General features: G+C 67.4%; 14 protein-coding genes. 4 read left to right on the top strand and 10 right to left on the bottom strand.

The annotated features are described in order from the left end of the window. Positions 1-616 precede the first annotated feature (616 nt). A complete protein-coding gene (locus tag PCA10_RS19265; protein ID WP_016493745.1) occupies positions 617-1414 on the top strand; it encodes an SDR family NAD(P)-dependent oxidoreductase in 798 nt (265 codons plus the stop codon). 174 nt (positions 1415-1588) lie between these two features. Here the strand turns inward: PCA10_RS19265 and PCA10_RS19260 are convergent, their stop codons facing one another. Then, positions 1589-1933, bottom strand: a complete 345-nt coding sequence (locus PCA10_RS19260; protein ID WP_016493744.1) for a cupin domain-containing protein — start codon at positions 1931-1933, stop codon at positions 1589-1591. Between the two features lie 226 nt (positions 1934-2159). Between PCA10_RS19260 and PCA10_RS19255 the strand changes: the two genes are divergently transcribed. Beyond that, positions 2160-2855: a lipopolysaccharide kinase InaA family protein gene (locus tag PCA10_RS19255; protein ID WP_016493743.1), complete on the top strand. Its 696-nt coding sequence runs from the start codon at positions 2160-2162 to the stop codon at positions 2853-2855. Positions 2856-2860: 5 nt separating this feature from the next. Here the strand turns inward: PCA10_RS19255 and PCA10_RS19250 are convergent, their stop codons facing one another. The 3 genes from PCA10_RS19250 to PCA10_RS19240 all read right to left on the bottom strand — a co-directional run bounded on the left by PCA10_RS19250 (position 2861) and on the right by PCA10_RS19240 (position 6570). After that, positions 2861-4339, bottom strand: a complete 1479-nt coding sequence (locus PCA10_RS19250; protein ID WP_016493742.1) for a TAXI family TRAP transporter solute-binding subunit — start codon at positions 4337-4339, stop codon at positions 2861-2863. 2 nt (positions 4340-4341) lie between these two features. Beyond that, entirely contained in the window at positions 4342-5535 is a 1194-nt protein-coding gene (gene gltS, locus PCA10_RS19245) for a sodium/glutamate symporter (RefSeq protein ID WP_016493741.1), read from the bottom strand. Positions 5536-5625: 90 nt separating this feature from the next. Then, positions 5626-6570, bottom strand: a complete 945-nt coding sequence (locus PCA10_RS19240) for a LysR family transcriptional regulator (RefSeq protein ID WP_016493740.1) — start codon at positions 6568-6570, stop codon at positions 5626-5628. Between the two features lie 96 nt (positions 6571-6666). On the opposite strand from PCA10_RS19240, the gene PCA10_RS19235 reads away from it, so the two are divergent. Further along, the gene (locus PCA10_RS19235) at positions 6667-7719 is read left to right on the top strand and encodes a Gfo/Idh/MocA family protein (RefSeq protein ID WP_016493739.1); all 1053 of its coding nucleotides are present in this window, start codon (positions 6667-6669) and stop codon (positions 7717-7719) included. Positions 7720-7799: 80 nt separating this feature from the next. On the opposite strand, the gene PCA10_RS19230 is transcribed toward PCA10_RS19235, so the two are convergent. From PCA10_RS19230 to potE, 4 genes are all read right to left on the bottom strand, one after another. Further along, a complete protein-coding gene (locus tag PCA10_RS19230; RefSeq protein ID WP_016493738.1) occupies positions 7800-8042 on the bottom strand; it encodes an Ada metal-binding domain-containing protein in 243 nt (80 codons plus the stop codon). Beyond that, on the bottom strand, positions 8039-9094 hold the full coding sequence (gene ada, locus PCA10_RS19225) for a bifunctional DNA-binding transcriptional regulator/O6-methylguanine-DNA methyltransferase Ada (RefSeq protein WP_041770860.1): 1056 nt from the start codon (positions 9092-9094) through the stop codon (positions 8039-8041). The genes PCA10_RS19230 and ada overlap by 4 nt, the downstream gene beginning before the upstream one ends. 81 nt (positions 9095-9175) lie before the next feature. Next, positions 9176-10069 (bottom strand): amino acid ABC transporter substrate-binding protein, encoded by an 894-nt coding sequence (locus PCA10_RS19220; protein ID WP_016493736.1) that lies wholly within the window; start codon positions 10067-10069, stop codon positions 9176-9178. Beyond that, positions 10066-11403, bottom strand: a complete 1338-nt coding sequence (gene potE, locus PCA10_RS19215; RefSeq protein ID WP_016493735.1) for a putrescine-ornithine antiporter — start codon at positions 11401-11403, stop codon at positions 10066-10068. Before potE ends, PCA10_RS19220 begins: the two co-directional genes overlap by 4 nt. Before the next feature lie 113 nt (positions 11404-11516). Between potE and PCA10_RS19210 the strand changes: the two genes are divergently transcribed. Further along, the gene (locus tag PCA10_RS19210) at positions 11517-12146 is read left to right on the top strand and encodes a class I SAM-dependent methyltransferase (protein ID WP_016493734.1); all 630 of its coding nucleotides are present in this window, start codon (positions 11517-11519) and stop codon (positions 12144-12146) included. A 60-nt stretch (positions 12147-12206) separates the two neighbouring features. Here PCA10_RS19210 and PCA10_RS19205 read toward each other — a convergent pair whose 3' ends face one another. Together PCA10_RS19205 and PCA10_RS19200 are read right to left on the bottom strand one after the other, a co-directional pair. Then, positions 12207-12599, bottom strand: a complete 393-nt coding sequence (locus tag PCA10_RS19205) for a DUF1801 domain-containing protein (protein WP_016493733.1) — start codon at positions 12597-12599, stop codon at positions 12207-12209. A 443-nt stretch (positions 12600-13042) separates the two neighbouring features. Beyond that, positions 13043-13285, bottom strand: coding sequence for a hypothetical protein (locus PCA10_RS19200; protein ID WP_016493732.1), 243 nt, complete (start codon positions 13283-13285; stop codon positions 13043-13045). Positions 13286-13412 lie beyond the last annotated feature (127 nt).

Below are 13412 nucleotides of genomic sequence, written 5' to 3'. Positions count from 1 at the left end.
CTCGCAGGATGGGGCGGGCGGCGTTCCGCTTGAGCGAAGTGATACCCATCAGCTCTGGCGAACAGCATGGGTATCGCAAGCTCAACCCATCCTACGGGGCTGGTGCATCCCTCATCCGAACGCGGCCCGCCTGAAGGTAGAGGGGTGACTCGCGCCGGAGAGGCATAAACCAACCTGATGCCAACTGCGGCCTGAAACGAAGCAGAGAAGATGACGCCGCGCAGACCGCCCCTTCAGGAGGCCGAGCGGAATCGTTGCGCAGGGGGACGAGCGGCATGGATGCCGCGAGAGGCGCGCAGGGCCCCCGGAGCAGCGATGAAGCGAGGGGACCCGACGCAGTCGGGCCGGATGCAGGGGCAAGCCCATACATTTGGTTCCTTTCGGCGATCGAGAAAGGGACTCGTCCGGGGGGACGAAACAGAACCCCGCAGCCCACTCGATAAGCAACTCGGCTGAAGACTCGCCAGCAACACTTAACGCAGACACAGGGGCAGCTAAGCTGTCTCCACCAGGTCCCACGACCAACGGTCAGCAAAGAGATATTGTGATCGTAATATTATGTGTGTAATTTAAGTCCACCGCTCGAACCCCCGAGCACCTGACTGGAGAGCAAGACATGAGCGAACAGAAGCACCAAGGCGTTGCCCTGATCACCGGCGCATCCACCGGCATCGGCGCCACCTATGCCAAGCGCCTGGCCGGACGGGGCCATGACCTGCTGCTGGTCGCCCGTGACCAGGCCCGCCTGGAAGCCCTGGCCGCCGAACTGCGCGAGCAGTACGGGGTGAAGGTGGAAGTGCTGAAGGCCGACCTCACCGACCGCGCCGACCTGAACCGCGTGGCCCAGCGCCTGCGCAGCGACACCTCCATCAGCGCGCTGGTGAACAACGCCGGCGTGGCCATCAACGGCGCCCTGCTGGACACCGACCTGGACCGCTTCGACGCGATGATCCAGCTCAACGTGGTGGCCGTGACCCACCTGGCCGCGGCCGCCGCCGCCAACTTCGTCGCCCAGGGTCGCGGCACCATCATCAACATCGCCTCGGTACTGGCCCTGGCGCCGGAACTGTTCAACGGCACCTACAGTGGCACCAAGGCCTTCGTGCTCAACCTGAGCCAGTCCCTCGCCCAGGAAGTGAAGGACCAGGGCGTGCGCGTGCAGGTGGTGCTGCCGGGGGCGACCCGCACCGAAATCTGGGAACGCTCGGGTACCGATCTGGATACCTTCCCGCAGGAAATGCTCATGGAAGTGGGTGAGATGGTCGATGCCGCGCTGGCCGGCCTGGACCAGGGCGAGCTGGTGACCATTCCCTCGCTGCCGGAGAAGGCCGACTGGGACAACTTCACCGCCGCGCGCTTCCACATGGCGCCGAACCTGTCGCGCTCCAGTGCGGCGGCGCGCTACAAGGCCTGACAGGGGAAGGTCGGCGGTTCGCCGGCCTTTTTCGCCCATCCCGAGTCCGTGCCGGCGCGCTAGCCGCTAGGGTCGGACTGGCTTGCACTTCGAACTGAAAACAAAAAGCCGGGCAGATGCCCGGCCTTTTGGTTCGTGTGCGACACAGCCTTTACCTGTTTGGCCGGGGCCCATTCAGGCGAAGACGAAATACTTGCGCACGGTCTCCACCACTTCCCAGGTGCCCTTCATGCCGGGTTCGATCACGAACACGTCACCGGCCTTCAGGTGCTTCGGCTCTTCGCCTTCGGGCGTGATGATGCAGTAGCCATCGAGGAAGTGGCAGTACTCCCACTTTTCGTAGTTCACCTCGAACTTGCCGGGGGTGCAGATCCAGGTGCCCATGATCTTGCTGCCGTCATTGGACAGGTAGGCGTTGAGGTTGACGGTGTGCGGATCGCCGCCGATGCGCTTCCACTTGGTGGCGTCGATGACGGGGGTGGGGCAGGTTTCGCGCAGAACAGTGATGAAGTCGGACATTTCAGCTCCAATCGATCTGATGAAAGACCCGACACCATAGGTCCAATGCTGTACCCGGAGTTGTCTGTATTCGACCCCCAGGTGCCCAGAAACGCGCCAGCAGACCCGGCGGAAGGGAGCTAAGTTGATTCCAGGGGTCGGCGTTCCGGCCTCATGCGGTGGCCCGTGTCGGGTTGCCTCGGTAGTAGCCCGGTGGAGCCGCTGCGCTCCACGAGGAGGTGCTCTGATGAACACCCAGTGGTTCAGGCATGACAACGCCGCCGCCAATGGCAGCTTCGACCAGTGGTGGGACCGCTATGGCGAATGGTTCGACTCCCAGGACCAGCTCTCCAGCGGCGAGAGCGGCATCCAGCGGCTGCATACCCCCGATGGCCAGGTGCTCTACAGCAAGCGCCAGATCAATCACTTCCACCACGACCTGGTGCATCCCTTCGGCGAGCCCACCATCCTCCATGAGATGCGTGCCCTGCAGGCCCTGGCCGAGCTGGGCATCCGCGTGCCCAAGGTGGTGTTCAGCGCCGCGCGCAAGACCGAGACCGAATGGCAGGCGCTGCTGGTCACCGAGAGCCTGGACGGCTTCCGCAGCCTGGAGGACTGGTACGCCGAGCCGGTGTCCCTGGACCTTCGCCAGCAGATGATCCAGCAACTGGCCAACACCATCGGCCGTATGCACCGCGCGGGTTGGGAGCACGGCCGGCTGTATCCGAAGAACATCTTCGTGAAGGTCAGTGGCGAGCGCGAGAAGAAGGTGGAGGTGGCCTTGCTGGGCCTGGCCAAGAGCAGCCATCGGCTGACCGCCTACAGCGCTTCCAAACATGACTACGAGCAGTTCAAGCAGCATCGCAAGCCGATGCCGGACGAAGACTGGAAGGCCTTCGCCGCGGCGTACCGGGATGTGATGGAGAGCGATTACGTGCGCTAGCCCCTTCAGGGTACCTCCAGCGCCTGCAAGGCGCCTTCATGCAGGGGCACCGTCAGGCCGCGCCTGGCGGTGTCCCTGGATAGCTGCTCGCCCTGGATGCTGCCGGCCGCCAGCCAGTCGAATTCGGTGCTGAACAGCTGGCGCACCAGGAGTTCGACTTCACCCGAACTCAGTTGCTGGTCGCCCAGCAGCAAGGCGCTGACCGCGATGGTGGGCACCGGCGCGGTCTGGCCCGGGTAGGTGGCGGCGGCCACCTGGGCGGCGAAGGTACCCGGCCGGCTGGCTTCCAGCGTGCGGATGGCCGATTCCTCCAGTGGCAGCAGGCGCAGCTGCATGTCCTCCGCGGCGGCGCGGATGCTGTCGGCGGGTGAGCCGATCACCTGCAGAGTGGCGTCCAGCTGGCCATCGCGGATGGCGGTGAGGGCGTGCTGCAGGTCCAGGCTGGCGGCGTCGCCCAGGTCCTCGGGGCGGATGCCATGGGCCGCCAGCACGGCGATCACGGTATCCCGCGAGGCGGATCCGGGCGGGCCGAGGTTGACCCGCTTGCCGCGCAGGCCGGCGATGTCGCGCAGGGGGCCGTCGCCACGCACCAGCACATGCACCTGCTCGGGGTAGAGGCTGGCCAGGGCGCGCAGGCTGGGGTTGGGGCCGGCTTCGGCGAAGGGGCCCTCGCCATGCCAGGCCAGATGCGCCATGTCGCTCTGGGACAGCGCGATCACCACATCGCCCTCGCGCAGCAGGCGCAGGTTGTCCAGGCCGCCCTCGGTGGTCAGGGGTGTCAGTTGCGGCCCGTTGGCGCGCATCAGCCCGGCCATGGCCTGGGCCAGCCGCGCGTACTGTCCCGACGCCGGTCCGCCGGCCAGGGGCAGGCCATTGTGCAATCGGCTCAGGCGCCCCTGGATGGTGTTCAGGGACCGCCCCAGTTCCTCGGAAATGATTTCCCGCTGCTTGGTCCCGGTCCCGCCGGGGGACAGGTTGAGTGCGGTGCCGATGGCCGCCACCAGTTGCTCGCGGGTCTGGGTGAGGCCCGGCTCGATGGTCGCCGGCGTGGGCGACGCCTGGAAGCCCTGGGGCACCACCGCCTGCCAGGTGCCGTCGACCCGGCGAAAGATCAGGCTGCCGTGGACCTTCAGCAGGTCATCCTTGCTGTTGCCCTGGTTGCGGATGCCGGAGAGCCCGCGCGGGCCGGCGCCCAGGGTGCTGATCAGGCTGGCCACGCCGGGCGAATCCCAGGAGCCGAAGTCCTGGTCGCGCTCCAGCTTCAGGGTGCTGTCGAAATAGATCACCAGGCGTTTTTCGCCGCGCGGCGCGTGGGCGTCGGTGGCCGCGCCGCGACGGTTCAGCGTGACGAGGCTGAGGGCGTTCTCGCCGAAGGCCTGTTGCAGGCGTTGTTGCACCTCGGCTTCCAGGGTGGCCTGGTCGGGCCCCTCGGAGCAGCCGGTCAGGACCAGCGCGAGCAGGACGAGGACGAGCGCGCGGACCATGGTCAACCTCCTATCCCCGGTATCGCCAGGTATCCGGTCAGCACCAGGGCGTTGAGCAGGTCGATGAGGAAGGCGCCCACCAGCGGCGCGATGATGAAGGCTTCCGGCGCCGGGCCGTACTTGTGGGCGATGGCCTGCATGTTGGCCACGGCGGTGGCCGTGGCGCCGATGGCGAAGCCGCTGAACGCCGCCGAGAGCACCACGGCTTCGTAGTCGCGGCCGGTGACGCGGAAGAACACCAGGGCGCCGTAGAGCAGGGCGAGTATCGCCTGTCCCAGCAGCATGAGCAGCAGCGGCCCGGCCACGCTGGCCACGTGGCTGAGGTCCAGGGCCATCATGGTCATCACCAGGAACAGCGACAGGGTGATCGACCCCAGCAGGTCGATGGCGCCGTCGTTCAGGCGCACGCCCACCAGGGGCAGGCTGTTGCGGATGGCCACGCCCAGCAGCAGGCACCAGACGAAGCTCGGCAGGGTCACGGCGCCACCGCTGAACTTCCCGGCGAGCAACTGGCCGGCCACCAGAGCCACCAGGGTCGCGCTCAGCACGGTGAGGAAATTGCCGGACGTCACCGGCGGTGTGCGATCGTCGCCGACTAACTCGTGGTGCGCTCCCGGGCCCGTGGCAGGGGCCACCTTGTGGCGCTTGAGCAGCCACTGGGCCAGGGGCCCGCCGATGATGCCGCCCACCACCAGGCCGAGGGTGGCGGAGGTCATCGACAGCTCCATGATCGACTGCAGGTTGTACACCTCGGCGAAGCGCTCGGCGTAGGCCGCGCCGGTGCCGTGGCCACCCACCAGGGTGATGGTTCCGCCAACCAGACCCATCAGCGGATGCAGGTCCAGGCCCCAGGCCATCAGCACGCCGAGGAGGTTCTGCAGGAGCAGGAAGGGGATCAGGGCGAGGACCACCAGCACCATGCGCTTGCCGCCGTGCTTGAGCATGCCCAGGTTCGCCGACAGGCCCACGGCCGAGAAGAACGCCAGCAGCAGGGGCGCCTTCATGGAGGTATCGAATTGCAGGCTGAAATCGTTCGCCACGTTGGCCAGGGCCAGGCAGATCGACACCAGCAGGCCGCCGGTGATGGGCTCCGGGATGCTGTAGCGCGACAGCACGGGGATCAGCCGATTCACCAGCCGCCCCAGGATCAGCGCCAGGGTGGCCAGCAACAGGGTTTCCATGGGTTGCAGCGTCACGTCGTTGCTTCCTGCCAGGCGCTGCCCCGCGATGGGCGGGGGCATCTGCCTAGAGGTCTAGCCAAGGGCGCGAGGCTTGTCGACCCGCTGTCAGAGTCGGGTGACCAGGGCGTGGGGACCCTGGGTCAAGTGGTCCTTGAGAAAGTCGATGCACAGCTTCACCTTGGCCGAGCCGGAGGCCCGTGCGGCGGTCACCGCCCAGACGTCGGCGCGCTGCTGGTAGGCCGGCAGGACCTGCACCAGTTTGCCGTCGCGCAGGCTCGGCGCGGCATCCCAGACCGAGGCCATGATCACCCCGTGGCCTTCATGGGCCCATTGGCGCACCACGTCGCTGTGGTTGGAGGCCATGGGGCCGGTGACCTTCACCGTTTCCTCGCCGTTGGGGCCGGCGAGGCGCCACACACCAAAGCCCAGCTCGCGCTCGCGGAACAGCAGGCAGTCGTGCTGCGCCAGGTCAGCCAGGCTGCGCGGCTGGCCACGGCGCGCCACATAGGACGGGGCGGCGCAGAGGATGCGGTGGCTCTCGGCGATCTTGTGGGCGATCAGGTGCGGCTCGTGCACCTCGCCCACCCGCAGGTCGATATCGAGGTTCTCGCCGATCAGGTCCACCCGCCGGTCCAGCAGCTCCAGCCACACTTCCAGCCCCGGATGGCGCTGGCGCAGCAGCGACAGCACCGGCGCCAGGTGGTCGCGCCCCAGGCGCAGGCTGGTGGCGATGCGCAGCACGCCGCGCGGCTCGCCCTTGCTGCCGGAGAGCGACTCCACCATGGCTTCCACGTCTTCGAGGATCTTCTGCGCCCAGACGAAGGCGGCCTCGCCATCGGCGGTGATGTTCACCCGCCGCGTGGTGCGGTTGAACAGCTTGACCCCGAGGGACTCCTCCAGCATCGCGATGCGCTTGCTCACATGGGCCGGGGAAATGCCCAGCTCGTTGGCGCCGGCGATGAAGCTGGAGCGCCGCGCCACGCTGCAGAACAGCAGGAGGTCGCGGAGGAAGGGATCATTATTCGCTAAAAGCGCATTCTGATTTTTCATGGGGAGGGATTATTGGTTGTTTGGTGAATATTAGTCTTTCGATCACGCCCCGGATATCCACGCCGGACCTCCCACCACACGCGCAGATCGAACGACATGAGCATTCTCCGCATCGCCATTGCCGGCGCCGGCCTGATCGGCCAGCGCCACCTCGAACTCATCCAGGCCAGCGACTCCTGCCAACTCGCCGCCCTGGTGGACCCGTCCCCGGCCGCCGAAGCCGTGGCCCAACGCGCTGGCGTGCCGCTGTTCCCGTCGCTGGAGGCGCTGTTCGAAGCCGGGCGTCCCGACGGCATCATCCTGGCCACCCCCAACCAGCTGCATGTGGCCCAGGCGCTGACCTGCCTGCAGGCCGAGGTGCCCGCGCTGATCGAGAAACCGGTGGCCCATACCCTGGAGGAGGGCGAGCGCCTGCTGGCCGCCGCCCGCCGGTCGAAGGTGCCGCTGCTGGTGGGGCACCACCGCGCCCACAGCCCCATTCTCGAACGGGCGCGGGCGCTCATCGGCGAGGGTCGCCTGGGCAACCTGGTGGCGGTGATGGGCAGCGCGCTGTTCTACAAGCCTGCGGACTACTTCGATGCCGCGCCCTGGCGCCGCCAGGCCGGTGGCGGCCCGGTGCTGATCAACCTGATCCACGAGATCGGCAACCTGCGTTCGCTGTGCGGCGAGGTGGTCGCCGTGCAGGCCCTGGCCTCCAGCGCCACCCGGGGCTTCCCGGTGGAGGACACGGTGTCCATCAGCCTGCGTTTCGCCAGCGGCGCCCTGGGCAGCTTCCTGCTGTCCGATACCGCCGCCTCGGCCCGCAGCTGGGAGCAGACCTCCCGGGAAAACCGCGACTACCCCAGCTACGACGACGAAGACTGCTACCTGATCGCCGGCACCCAGGGCTCCCTGGCGGTGCCCAGCCTGCGGCTGAAGTGCTACGAGCGCCTGGAGGAGCGTTCCTGGTGGAAGCCCTTCACCTGCGAGGTGGCCGCGCTCGAACGGGAAGACCCGTTGGCGCGCCAGTTGGCGCACTTCTGCCAGGTCATCCGTGGCGATGCCGAACCCCTGGTGAGCGTGCGCGATGGCTTGCAGAACCTGCGGGTGGTGGAGGCCATCGCCCAGGCCGCCCGGGAGGGTGGGGTGGTGGAGGTCAGTCAGGACTGAGCCCGTAGGATGGGTTGAGCCTGCGATACCCATCGATCCGGACCGCATGGGTATCGCTCCGCTCAACCCATCCTACGACCCTACGTTTCTCGCCAGGCGTGGTAGGCGTCTCGCATGCAACACCCACAAGGCCGATACCCGGCGGCCCGGGCCGTCGCCTCGTCGAGGAAGAACACCCGGTGCTTCACATAGCCGCCCCGGGCGATGGCGCGCAGGGCTGTGGGGCAGTCGAGGCGGCCGTAGATGCCTGTGCCGCGATGCCCGCCCAAGGTGCCGGGGACCTCGCTGAAGTAGGCCTCGCCGTCCGCCCGCAGCAGTTTCATCCCTCGGCCTCGCGCTCCAGCAGGCGGCGCTTGCGTTCCACGCCCCAGCGGTAGCCGGAGAGAGCGCCGTCGCTGCGTACCACGCGGTGGCAGGGAATGGCCACCGCCAGGCTGTTGGCCGCGCAGGCCTGGGCCACGGCGCGCACGGCACGGGGCGAACCGATGCGCTCGGCGATCTCGGCATAGCTGGCGGTGCTGCCCGGCGGGATTTCCCGCAGCGCCTGCCAGACCCGCTCCTGGAAGGCCGTGCCGCGTACGTCCAGCGGCAGGTCCAGGCCCAGGTTGGGCGCCTCGATGAAGCCGATGACCTTGGCCACCAGCTGCTCGAAGCCGCTGTCGCCGCCGATCAGTTGGGCGCGGGGAAACTTGTCCTGCAGGTCGCGCAGCAGCGCCTCCGGGTCATCACCCAGGAGGATGGCGCAGACGCCGATGCCGCTTTGCGCCACCAGGAAGGACCCCAGGGAACATTCCCCCAGGGCGAAGCGGATCTCGTTGTTGATGCCGCCGGCGCGGTAGTCGGCGGGCTTCATCCCCAGCACCTGGGCGGAGTCGGCGTAGAAACGGCTGTTGGAGTTGAAGCCGGCGTCATAGATCACCTCGGTCACCGAGACGCCGGCGCCGAGCTGGTCGCGTACCTTGCGTGCGCGGCGGGCGCGGGCGTAGGCCTTGGGGGTCAGGCCGGTCACGGCCTTGAACACGCGGTGGAAGTGCGACGTACTCATGCCCACCGATTCCGCCAGGGCTTCCAGCCCCGGTGCGTCCTCGGCCGACTCGATGTGCCGGCAGGCGGCCGCCACCAGGGCCGCGTGCTGTTCGGCGACGCGGGTCATGTCGGCGGCGGCGCGGCGGCTGGGGCGGTAGCCGGCGGCCTCGGCGGCCTCGGGGCTGTCGAAGAACTCCACGTTCTCCGGGCGCGGCAGGCGGGTGGGGCTGCTGGGGCGGCAGTAGATGCCGGTGGTCTTCACCGCGTAGACGAACTGCCGGTCGGCGGCCGGATCGCGGGCCCGCACGGCGGCCCAGCGCGGGTCCTGTTCGATGGTGGTCCTCTTCATGGCGTCATCCGCTTTCTGTTCGCTCATGGAGGAGAGTATGCGGGCAGGCCGCCGCCCGCATCCTGACTCTTGCTGTCGAATTCAGGGGCGCGAATACAGCTTGAACAGGGTCTGGTCCATCTCGCTCGGCGGGCCGAAGTACTTGCTGTACAGCGGCACGATGGCGCCGGAGCGATAGGCCTGGCTCAGCGCCGTATCCACCAGCAGGCGGAAGTCCTCGTCGCCACGGGCCATGGCCAGGGCCACCGGCTCGTACTCGAAGCGCCGGTCCAGCACCATCAGGTTGGTGTTGGCGGTATCCCGCGCCACCAGGCTGCGCAGGATGATCTGGCTGGCGAAAAAGGCGTCCACCTTGCCATCGGCCACCAGCGCCACGCCTTCGGCCGGGCTGGCCACGGTTTCCAGGGTGACCAGCACCTTCAGCAGGCGCAGCTTGTCCCGCGCCCAGGTCTCCACCACCGTGCCGCTCTGCACCGCGAAGCTGTGGGCGGCCAGGCCCCGGTTGAGGGTGGCGCGCCAGGTGGGGCCGGTCTGTTCCATCTCGCCGTTGAGCACCCTCACCAGGGACGGCGGCGCGTTCTTGCGCAGCACCACGCCAATGCCGGCGGTATAGACCGGCAGGGAGAAGGCCACGCTCTGGCGGCGCTTGAGGGTGTCCACCATGGGGCTGCAGAGCAGGTCCACGCCGCCGTCGTGCACCACGTCCAGGGCCTTTTCCGGCGCCAGGGGCACGAAGCGCACCTTGAGGGCGGCGAGGCCCGGCTGGCTACGCAGCTGCTCGGCGACCGTCTGGCAAAGGTCGATGGAATAGCCGGACGCGCCTTCGCCCTCGGTGGAGGAGAAGGGCGGCTGGTCGGGCAGGTAGCCCAGGGTGAGGATGCCACTGGCGCGGATGCGGTCCAGGGTCTGGGCCGGCGCCAGCAAGGGCAGCAGGGCCGCCAGCAGCAGCGCGACGCGCAAGCGTGAGTGTTTCATGGCCGTTCCTCCACGTTCGGGACTGATTGCCGTTCGAGAAAACGGTCGGCGATGTAGCCGAACATCAGGTAGCCCACGGCGGTGACGATCATGCCGCCGAACACCGCCTCGGTGCCCGAGGCGTAGAGCGCGTAGAAGCTGTAGGCCATGGCGACGATCAGCACGACGACGTTGCGGTGGTGCGGGAAGCCCGTCACCCCGGCCTTCTGCATGATCACCAGCAGGGCCGAGAGCGAGGTGATGTAGGGAATGATGTTGGTCACCGCCGCCAGGTTCACCAGCTTGCCGAACTGCTCCGAGGCATTGGGCGAGATGGTCGACACCGCCATGGCGCTCTGCAGCAAGGCATTGGCCACCAGCCCGGCGATGGGCGCGCCCAGCAGGGTGACCTTGGCGAACAGGGCGGGGAACATGTGCTGGTCGGCGGTGATCTTGGCGGTCTGCGCCAGGGTGAACTGCCAGCCCAGCAGCGAACCGACGCAGGCCATCACCGCCAGGGCCATGATGATGTTGCCCACCACTGGGTTGAACATCTGCGCATAGACATAGGCGAAGGGCGCGCTGGAGTTGGCCAGCTCGGCGTTGGGCACTATGCCCATGATCACCGAGGTGGACAGCACGTAGATCACCGCCGCCCCCAGGGTGCCCAGCAGGCAGGCGATCGGCACGTTGCGCTTGGGGTTCTCGACCGCGTCGGAGTTCTGCGCCGCCGACTCCATGCCGAGGAAGGCCCAGAGGGTCAGCGGGATGCTCTGGGTGATGGCATCGCTGGTGGCGATCTGGTTGGGGTTCCAGGCGGCCCTGAAGATCTCCGGCTCGAACCAGAACCAGCCGATCACCGACAGCCCCGCCACCGGGATGATCACCCCCCAGACGGTGATCGAGCCGATGTGCCCGGTGATCTTCGGTCCGCCGAAGTTGGCCAGGGTGGTCAGCCAGATCAGCACCACCGCGCCGATGAACAGGGGGATGGCGCCGCTGCCCAGCCAGGGGAGGAAGGGTGTCAGGTAGCCCACGGCGGAGATGGCGATGGCCACGTTGCCGATGGCCAGCGAGAGGAAGTAGAGGTAGGAACAGAGGAAGAAGGCCGACTTGCCATGGGCCTCCTCGGTATAGGCCGACATCCCGCCGGAGCGGTTGCAGTAGATGCCGCACTGGGCGAAGCAGTAGGCGATGGCCATGGAGCCCACCGCGGTGATCGCCCAGGACAGCAGGGAGATGGCGCCCAGCTGGGCCATGCTCGACGGCAGCATGATGATGCCCGAGCCCATCATGTTCACCGCCACCAGGGTGGTCAGGCCGGTGAGGGTCATTTTCTTGCCGGAAGCTGCCATGCGGGAATCCTTCGAGGAGAAGCGCTTCCAGAAAGATAGGCGGCGCACGCCGTTGCTGCCGCCGGCCACGAGGTAGAATTCCGTTATTCGTAATTCGCCGCGTCGAGCCGCCCATGCCCCTGCCACCCGAAGACCTCGCCAGCATCACCGCCACCACCCTGGGCGACTACAACCGCAACGCCGCCGCCTTCCGCGAGGGCACCCGCGACCACGACGTGAGCCAGAACATCGAGGCGCTGCTGCGGCACATCCAGGGTGAGGCACCTTTCGCCATCCTCGATTTCGGCTGCGGACCGGGGCGCGACCTCGCCACCTTCACCCGCCTGGGCCACCAGGCCATCGGCCTGGACGGCGCGGCGAGCTTCGTCGCCATGGCTCGCGCCGATTCGGGTTGCGAGGTCTGGCACCAGGACTTCCTCGCCCTCGACCTGCCGGCCGAACGTTTCGACGGCATCTTCGCCAACGCCAGCCTGTTCCATGTGCCGCGCCAGGAACTGCCACGGGTCCTGGCGCAACTGCGCGCGGCGCTGAGGCCCGGCGGCGTGCTGTTCAGCTCCAACCCGCGCGGGCACAACGACGAAGGCTGGAGTGGCCAGCGCTACGGCGCCTGGCACGACTATGAAAGCTGGAAGGCGTTGCTGGAGGCGGCGGGCTTCGAGGAACTCGAACACTACTACCGCCCCGCCGGCCTGCCCCGGGAACAGCAACCCTGGCTGGCGAGCCTGTGGCGCAGGGTGGGGTAAGGCGGTAGCCCGGATGCAATCCGGGGAAGGCCCAACCGCCGCTCCCGGATTGCATCCGGGCTATGAAAGATTGAACGCCACCGCCGTGCGGATCAGCGTCGCCAGCGCCGCTTCATCGATGCGCTCGCCCTCATGGATATCGATGGCGCGACGGGTGTTGCCTTCGAGGCTGGCGTTGAACAGGCCGGTTGGATCGTCCAGCGACGCGCCCTTGGCGAACGTCAGCTTCACGGCTTTCTTGTAGGCCTCGCCGGTGCAGATGATGCCGCCGCGGGACCACACCGGAACCTGCCATTTCCACTCCTCGACCACCTCCGGATCGGCCTGGAGGATGATCGCGCGCACACGGGCCAGCGTCTCGCCGCGCCAATCGCCCAGCTCGGCGATGCGTGTGTCTATCAGGTGGGAGGCGGGGGCTTCCGCTGCCGTGGTTTCCGTCCTGTCCTTCTTCATGGATGTGTCGCCTGCTCCGAGGGATGGACGCTTGAGTATCGTCAATGGATGGCGTTCCGGTAGGCGCGATTTCAATCGCGATCCTGGCCGTAGGATGGGTAGAGCCTGCGAAACCCATCGCGCTCTGCCGAGCTGGGCAGTCGGTGGACCACGCTTCACCGGTCCACCATCGGCGGTCTGGCGTGGCACTGTTGGTGGATGGAAAAGCGCCATCCACGAAGTCATCGCGTTGACATGAAACGCCCTGCGAATGCGCGGTGCCGATACCGGAAAGAGAGCCGTAGGATGGGTTGAGCGAAGCGATACCCATCAGCGCTGTTCGATGGTGTGGAATTGCGCATGGGAGAAGGAAAACGCCGCACCTTGTGAGTGCGGCGTTTTTGTTGCCGGGGCCGGTCGCTCCTGGCAGTGGACGGGCCGGGTGGGCCCATCCGGGAAAAGGGTCAGCCCTTGCGCGGGGCTTCCTTGGGCAGGTCCTCGCCGGCTTCCGGTACCCGGGGGTGGAGGATGGCCTGGCGGACCTTCTCGTAGTCGTCGTAGGGCAGGCCGGCGCGGCTGAGCATTTCCAGGGCGAACTGTTTCACTTCGGCGTCGGTGTAGGGGCGTTGCTCGGGTTCGGGCTGGCCGGCGCAACCGGTGAGGACCAGGGCTATTACGGCCAGCGCAAGGATGTGTGCGTGCTTCATGGTGCCCCCTGGGCAGTCCGTTGCGGAATGTGCGAAGGCTACCAATGGCATGGGGTGGGGAAAAATCATCCCCGCCGATAATGACTATTTCGTGAATCGCAAGTATCCCCGTTGCGAGGCATTGCTT

Origin of the sequence: Pseudomonas resinovorans NBRC 106553, from assembly GCF_000412695.1 — a bacterium.
Classification (GTDB): domain Bacteria; phylum Pseudomonadota; class Gammaproteobacteria; order Pseudomonadales; family Pseudomonadaceae; genus Metapseudomonas; species Metapseudomonas resinovorans_A.
Note: the sequence above shows the minus strand (reverse complement) of the source record. Positions and strands in the feature narration are given on the sequence as shown.

Excerpts from the sequence above, each read along its gene's own strand:
- PCA10_RS19235 (WP_016493739.1), top strand. The coding sequence starts at position 6,667 with ATGAGCATTCTCCGCATCGCCATTGCCGGCGCCGGCCTGATCGGCCAG.
- ada (WP_041770860.1), bottom strand. The coding sequence starts at position 9,094 with ATGAAGAGGACCACCATCGAACAGGACCCGCGCTGGGCCGCCGTGCGG.
- PCA10_RS19265 (WP_016493745.1), top strand. The coding sequence starts at position 617 with ATGAGCGAACAGAAGCACCAAGGCGTTGCCCTGATCACCGGCGCATCC.
- PCA10_RS19255 (WP_016493743.1), top strand. The coding sequence starts at position 2,160 with ATGAACACCCAGTGGTTCAGGCATGACAACGCCGCCGCCAATGGCAGC.
- PCA10_RS19200 (WP_016493732.1), bottom strand. The coding sequence starts at position 13,285 with ATGAAGCACGCACACATCCTTGCGCTGGCCGTAATAGCCCTGGTCCTC.
- PCA10_RS19220 (WP_016493736.1), bottom strand. The coding sequence starts at position 10,069 with ATGAAACACTCACGCTTGCGCGTCGCGCTGCTGCTGGCGGCCCTGCTG.
- PCA10_RS19260 (WP_016493744.1), bottom strand. The coding sequence starts at position 1,933 with ATGTCCGACTTCATCACTGTTCTGCGCGAAACCTGCCCCACCCCCGTC.
- PCA10_RS19210 (WP_016493734.1), top strand. The coding sequence starts at position 11,517 with ATGCCCCTGCCACCCGAAGACCTCGCCAGCATCACCGCCACCACCCTG.
- PCA10_RS19230 (WP_016493738.1), bottom strand. The coding sequence starts at position 8,042 with ATGAAACTGCTGCGGGCGGACGGCGAGGCCTACTTCAGCGAGGTCCCC.
- PCA10_RS19250 (WP_016493742.1), bottom strand. The coding sequence starts at position 4,339 with ATGGTCCGCGCGCTCGTCCTCGTCCTGCTCGCGCTGGTCCTGACCGGC.
- potE (WP_016493735.1), bottom strand. The coding sequence starts at position 11,403 with ATGGCAGCTTCCGGCAAGAAAATGACCCTCACCGGCCTGACCACCCTG.
- PCA10_RS19240 (WP_016493740.1), bottom strand. The coding sequence starts at position 6,570 with ATGAAAAATCAGAATGCGCTTTTAGCGAATAATGATCCCTTCCTCCGC.
- PCA10_RS19205 (WP_016493733.1), bottom strand. The coding sequence starts at position 12,599 with ATGAAGAAGGACAGGACGGAAACCACGGCAGCGGAAGCCCCCGCCTCC.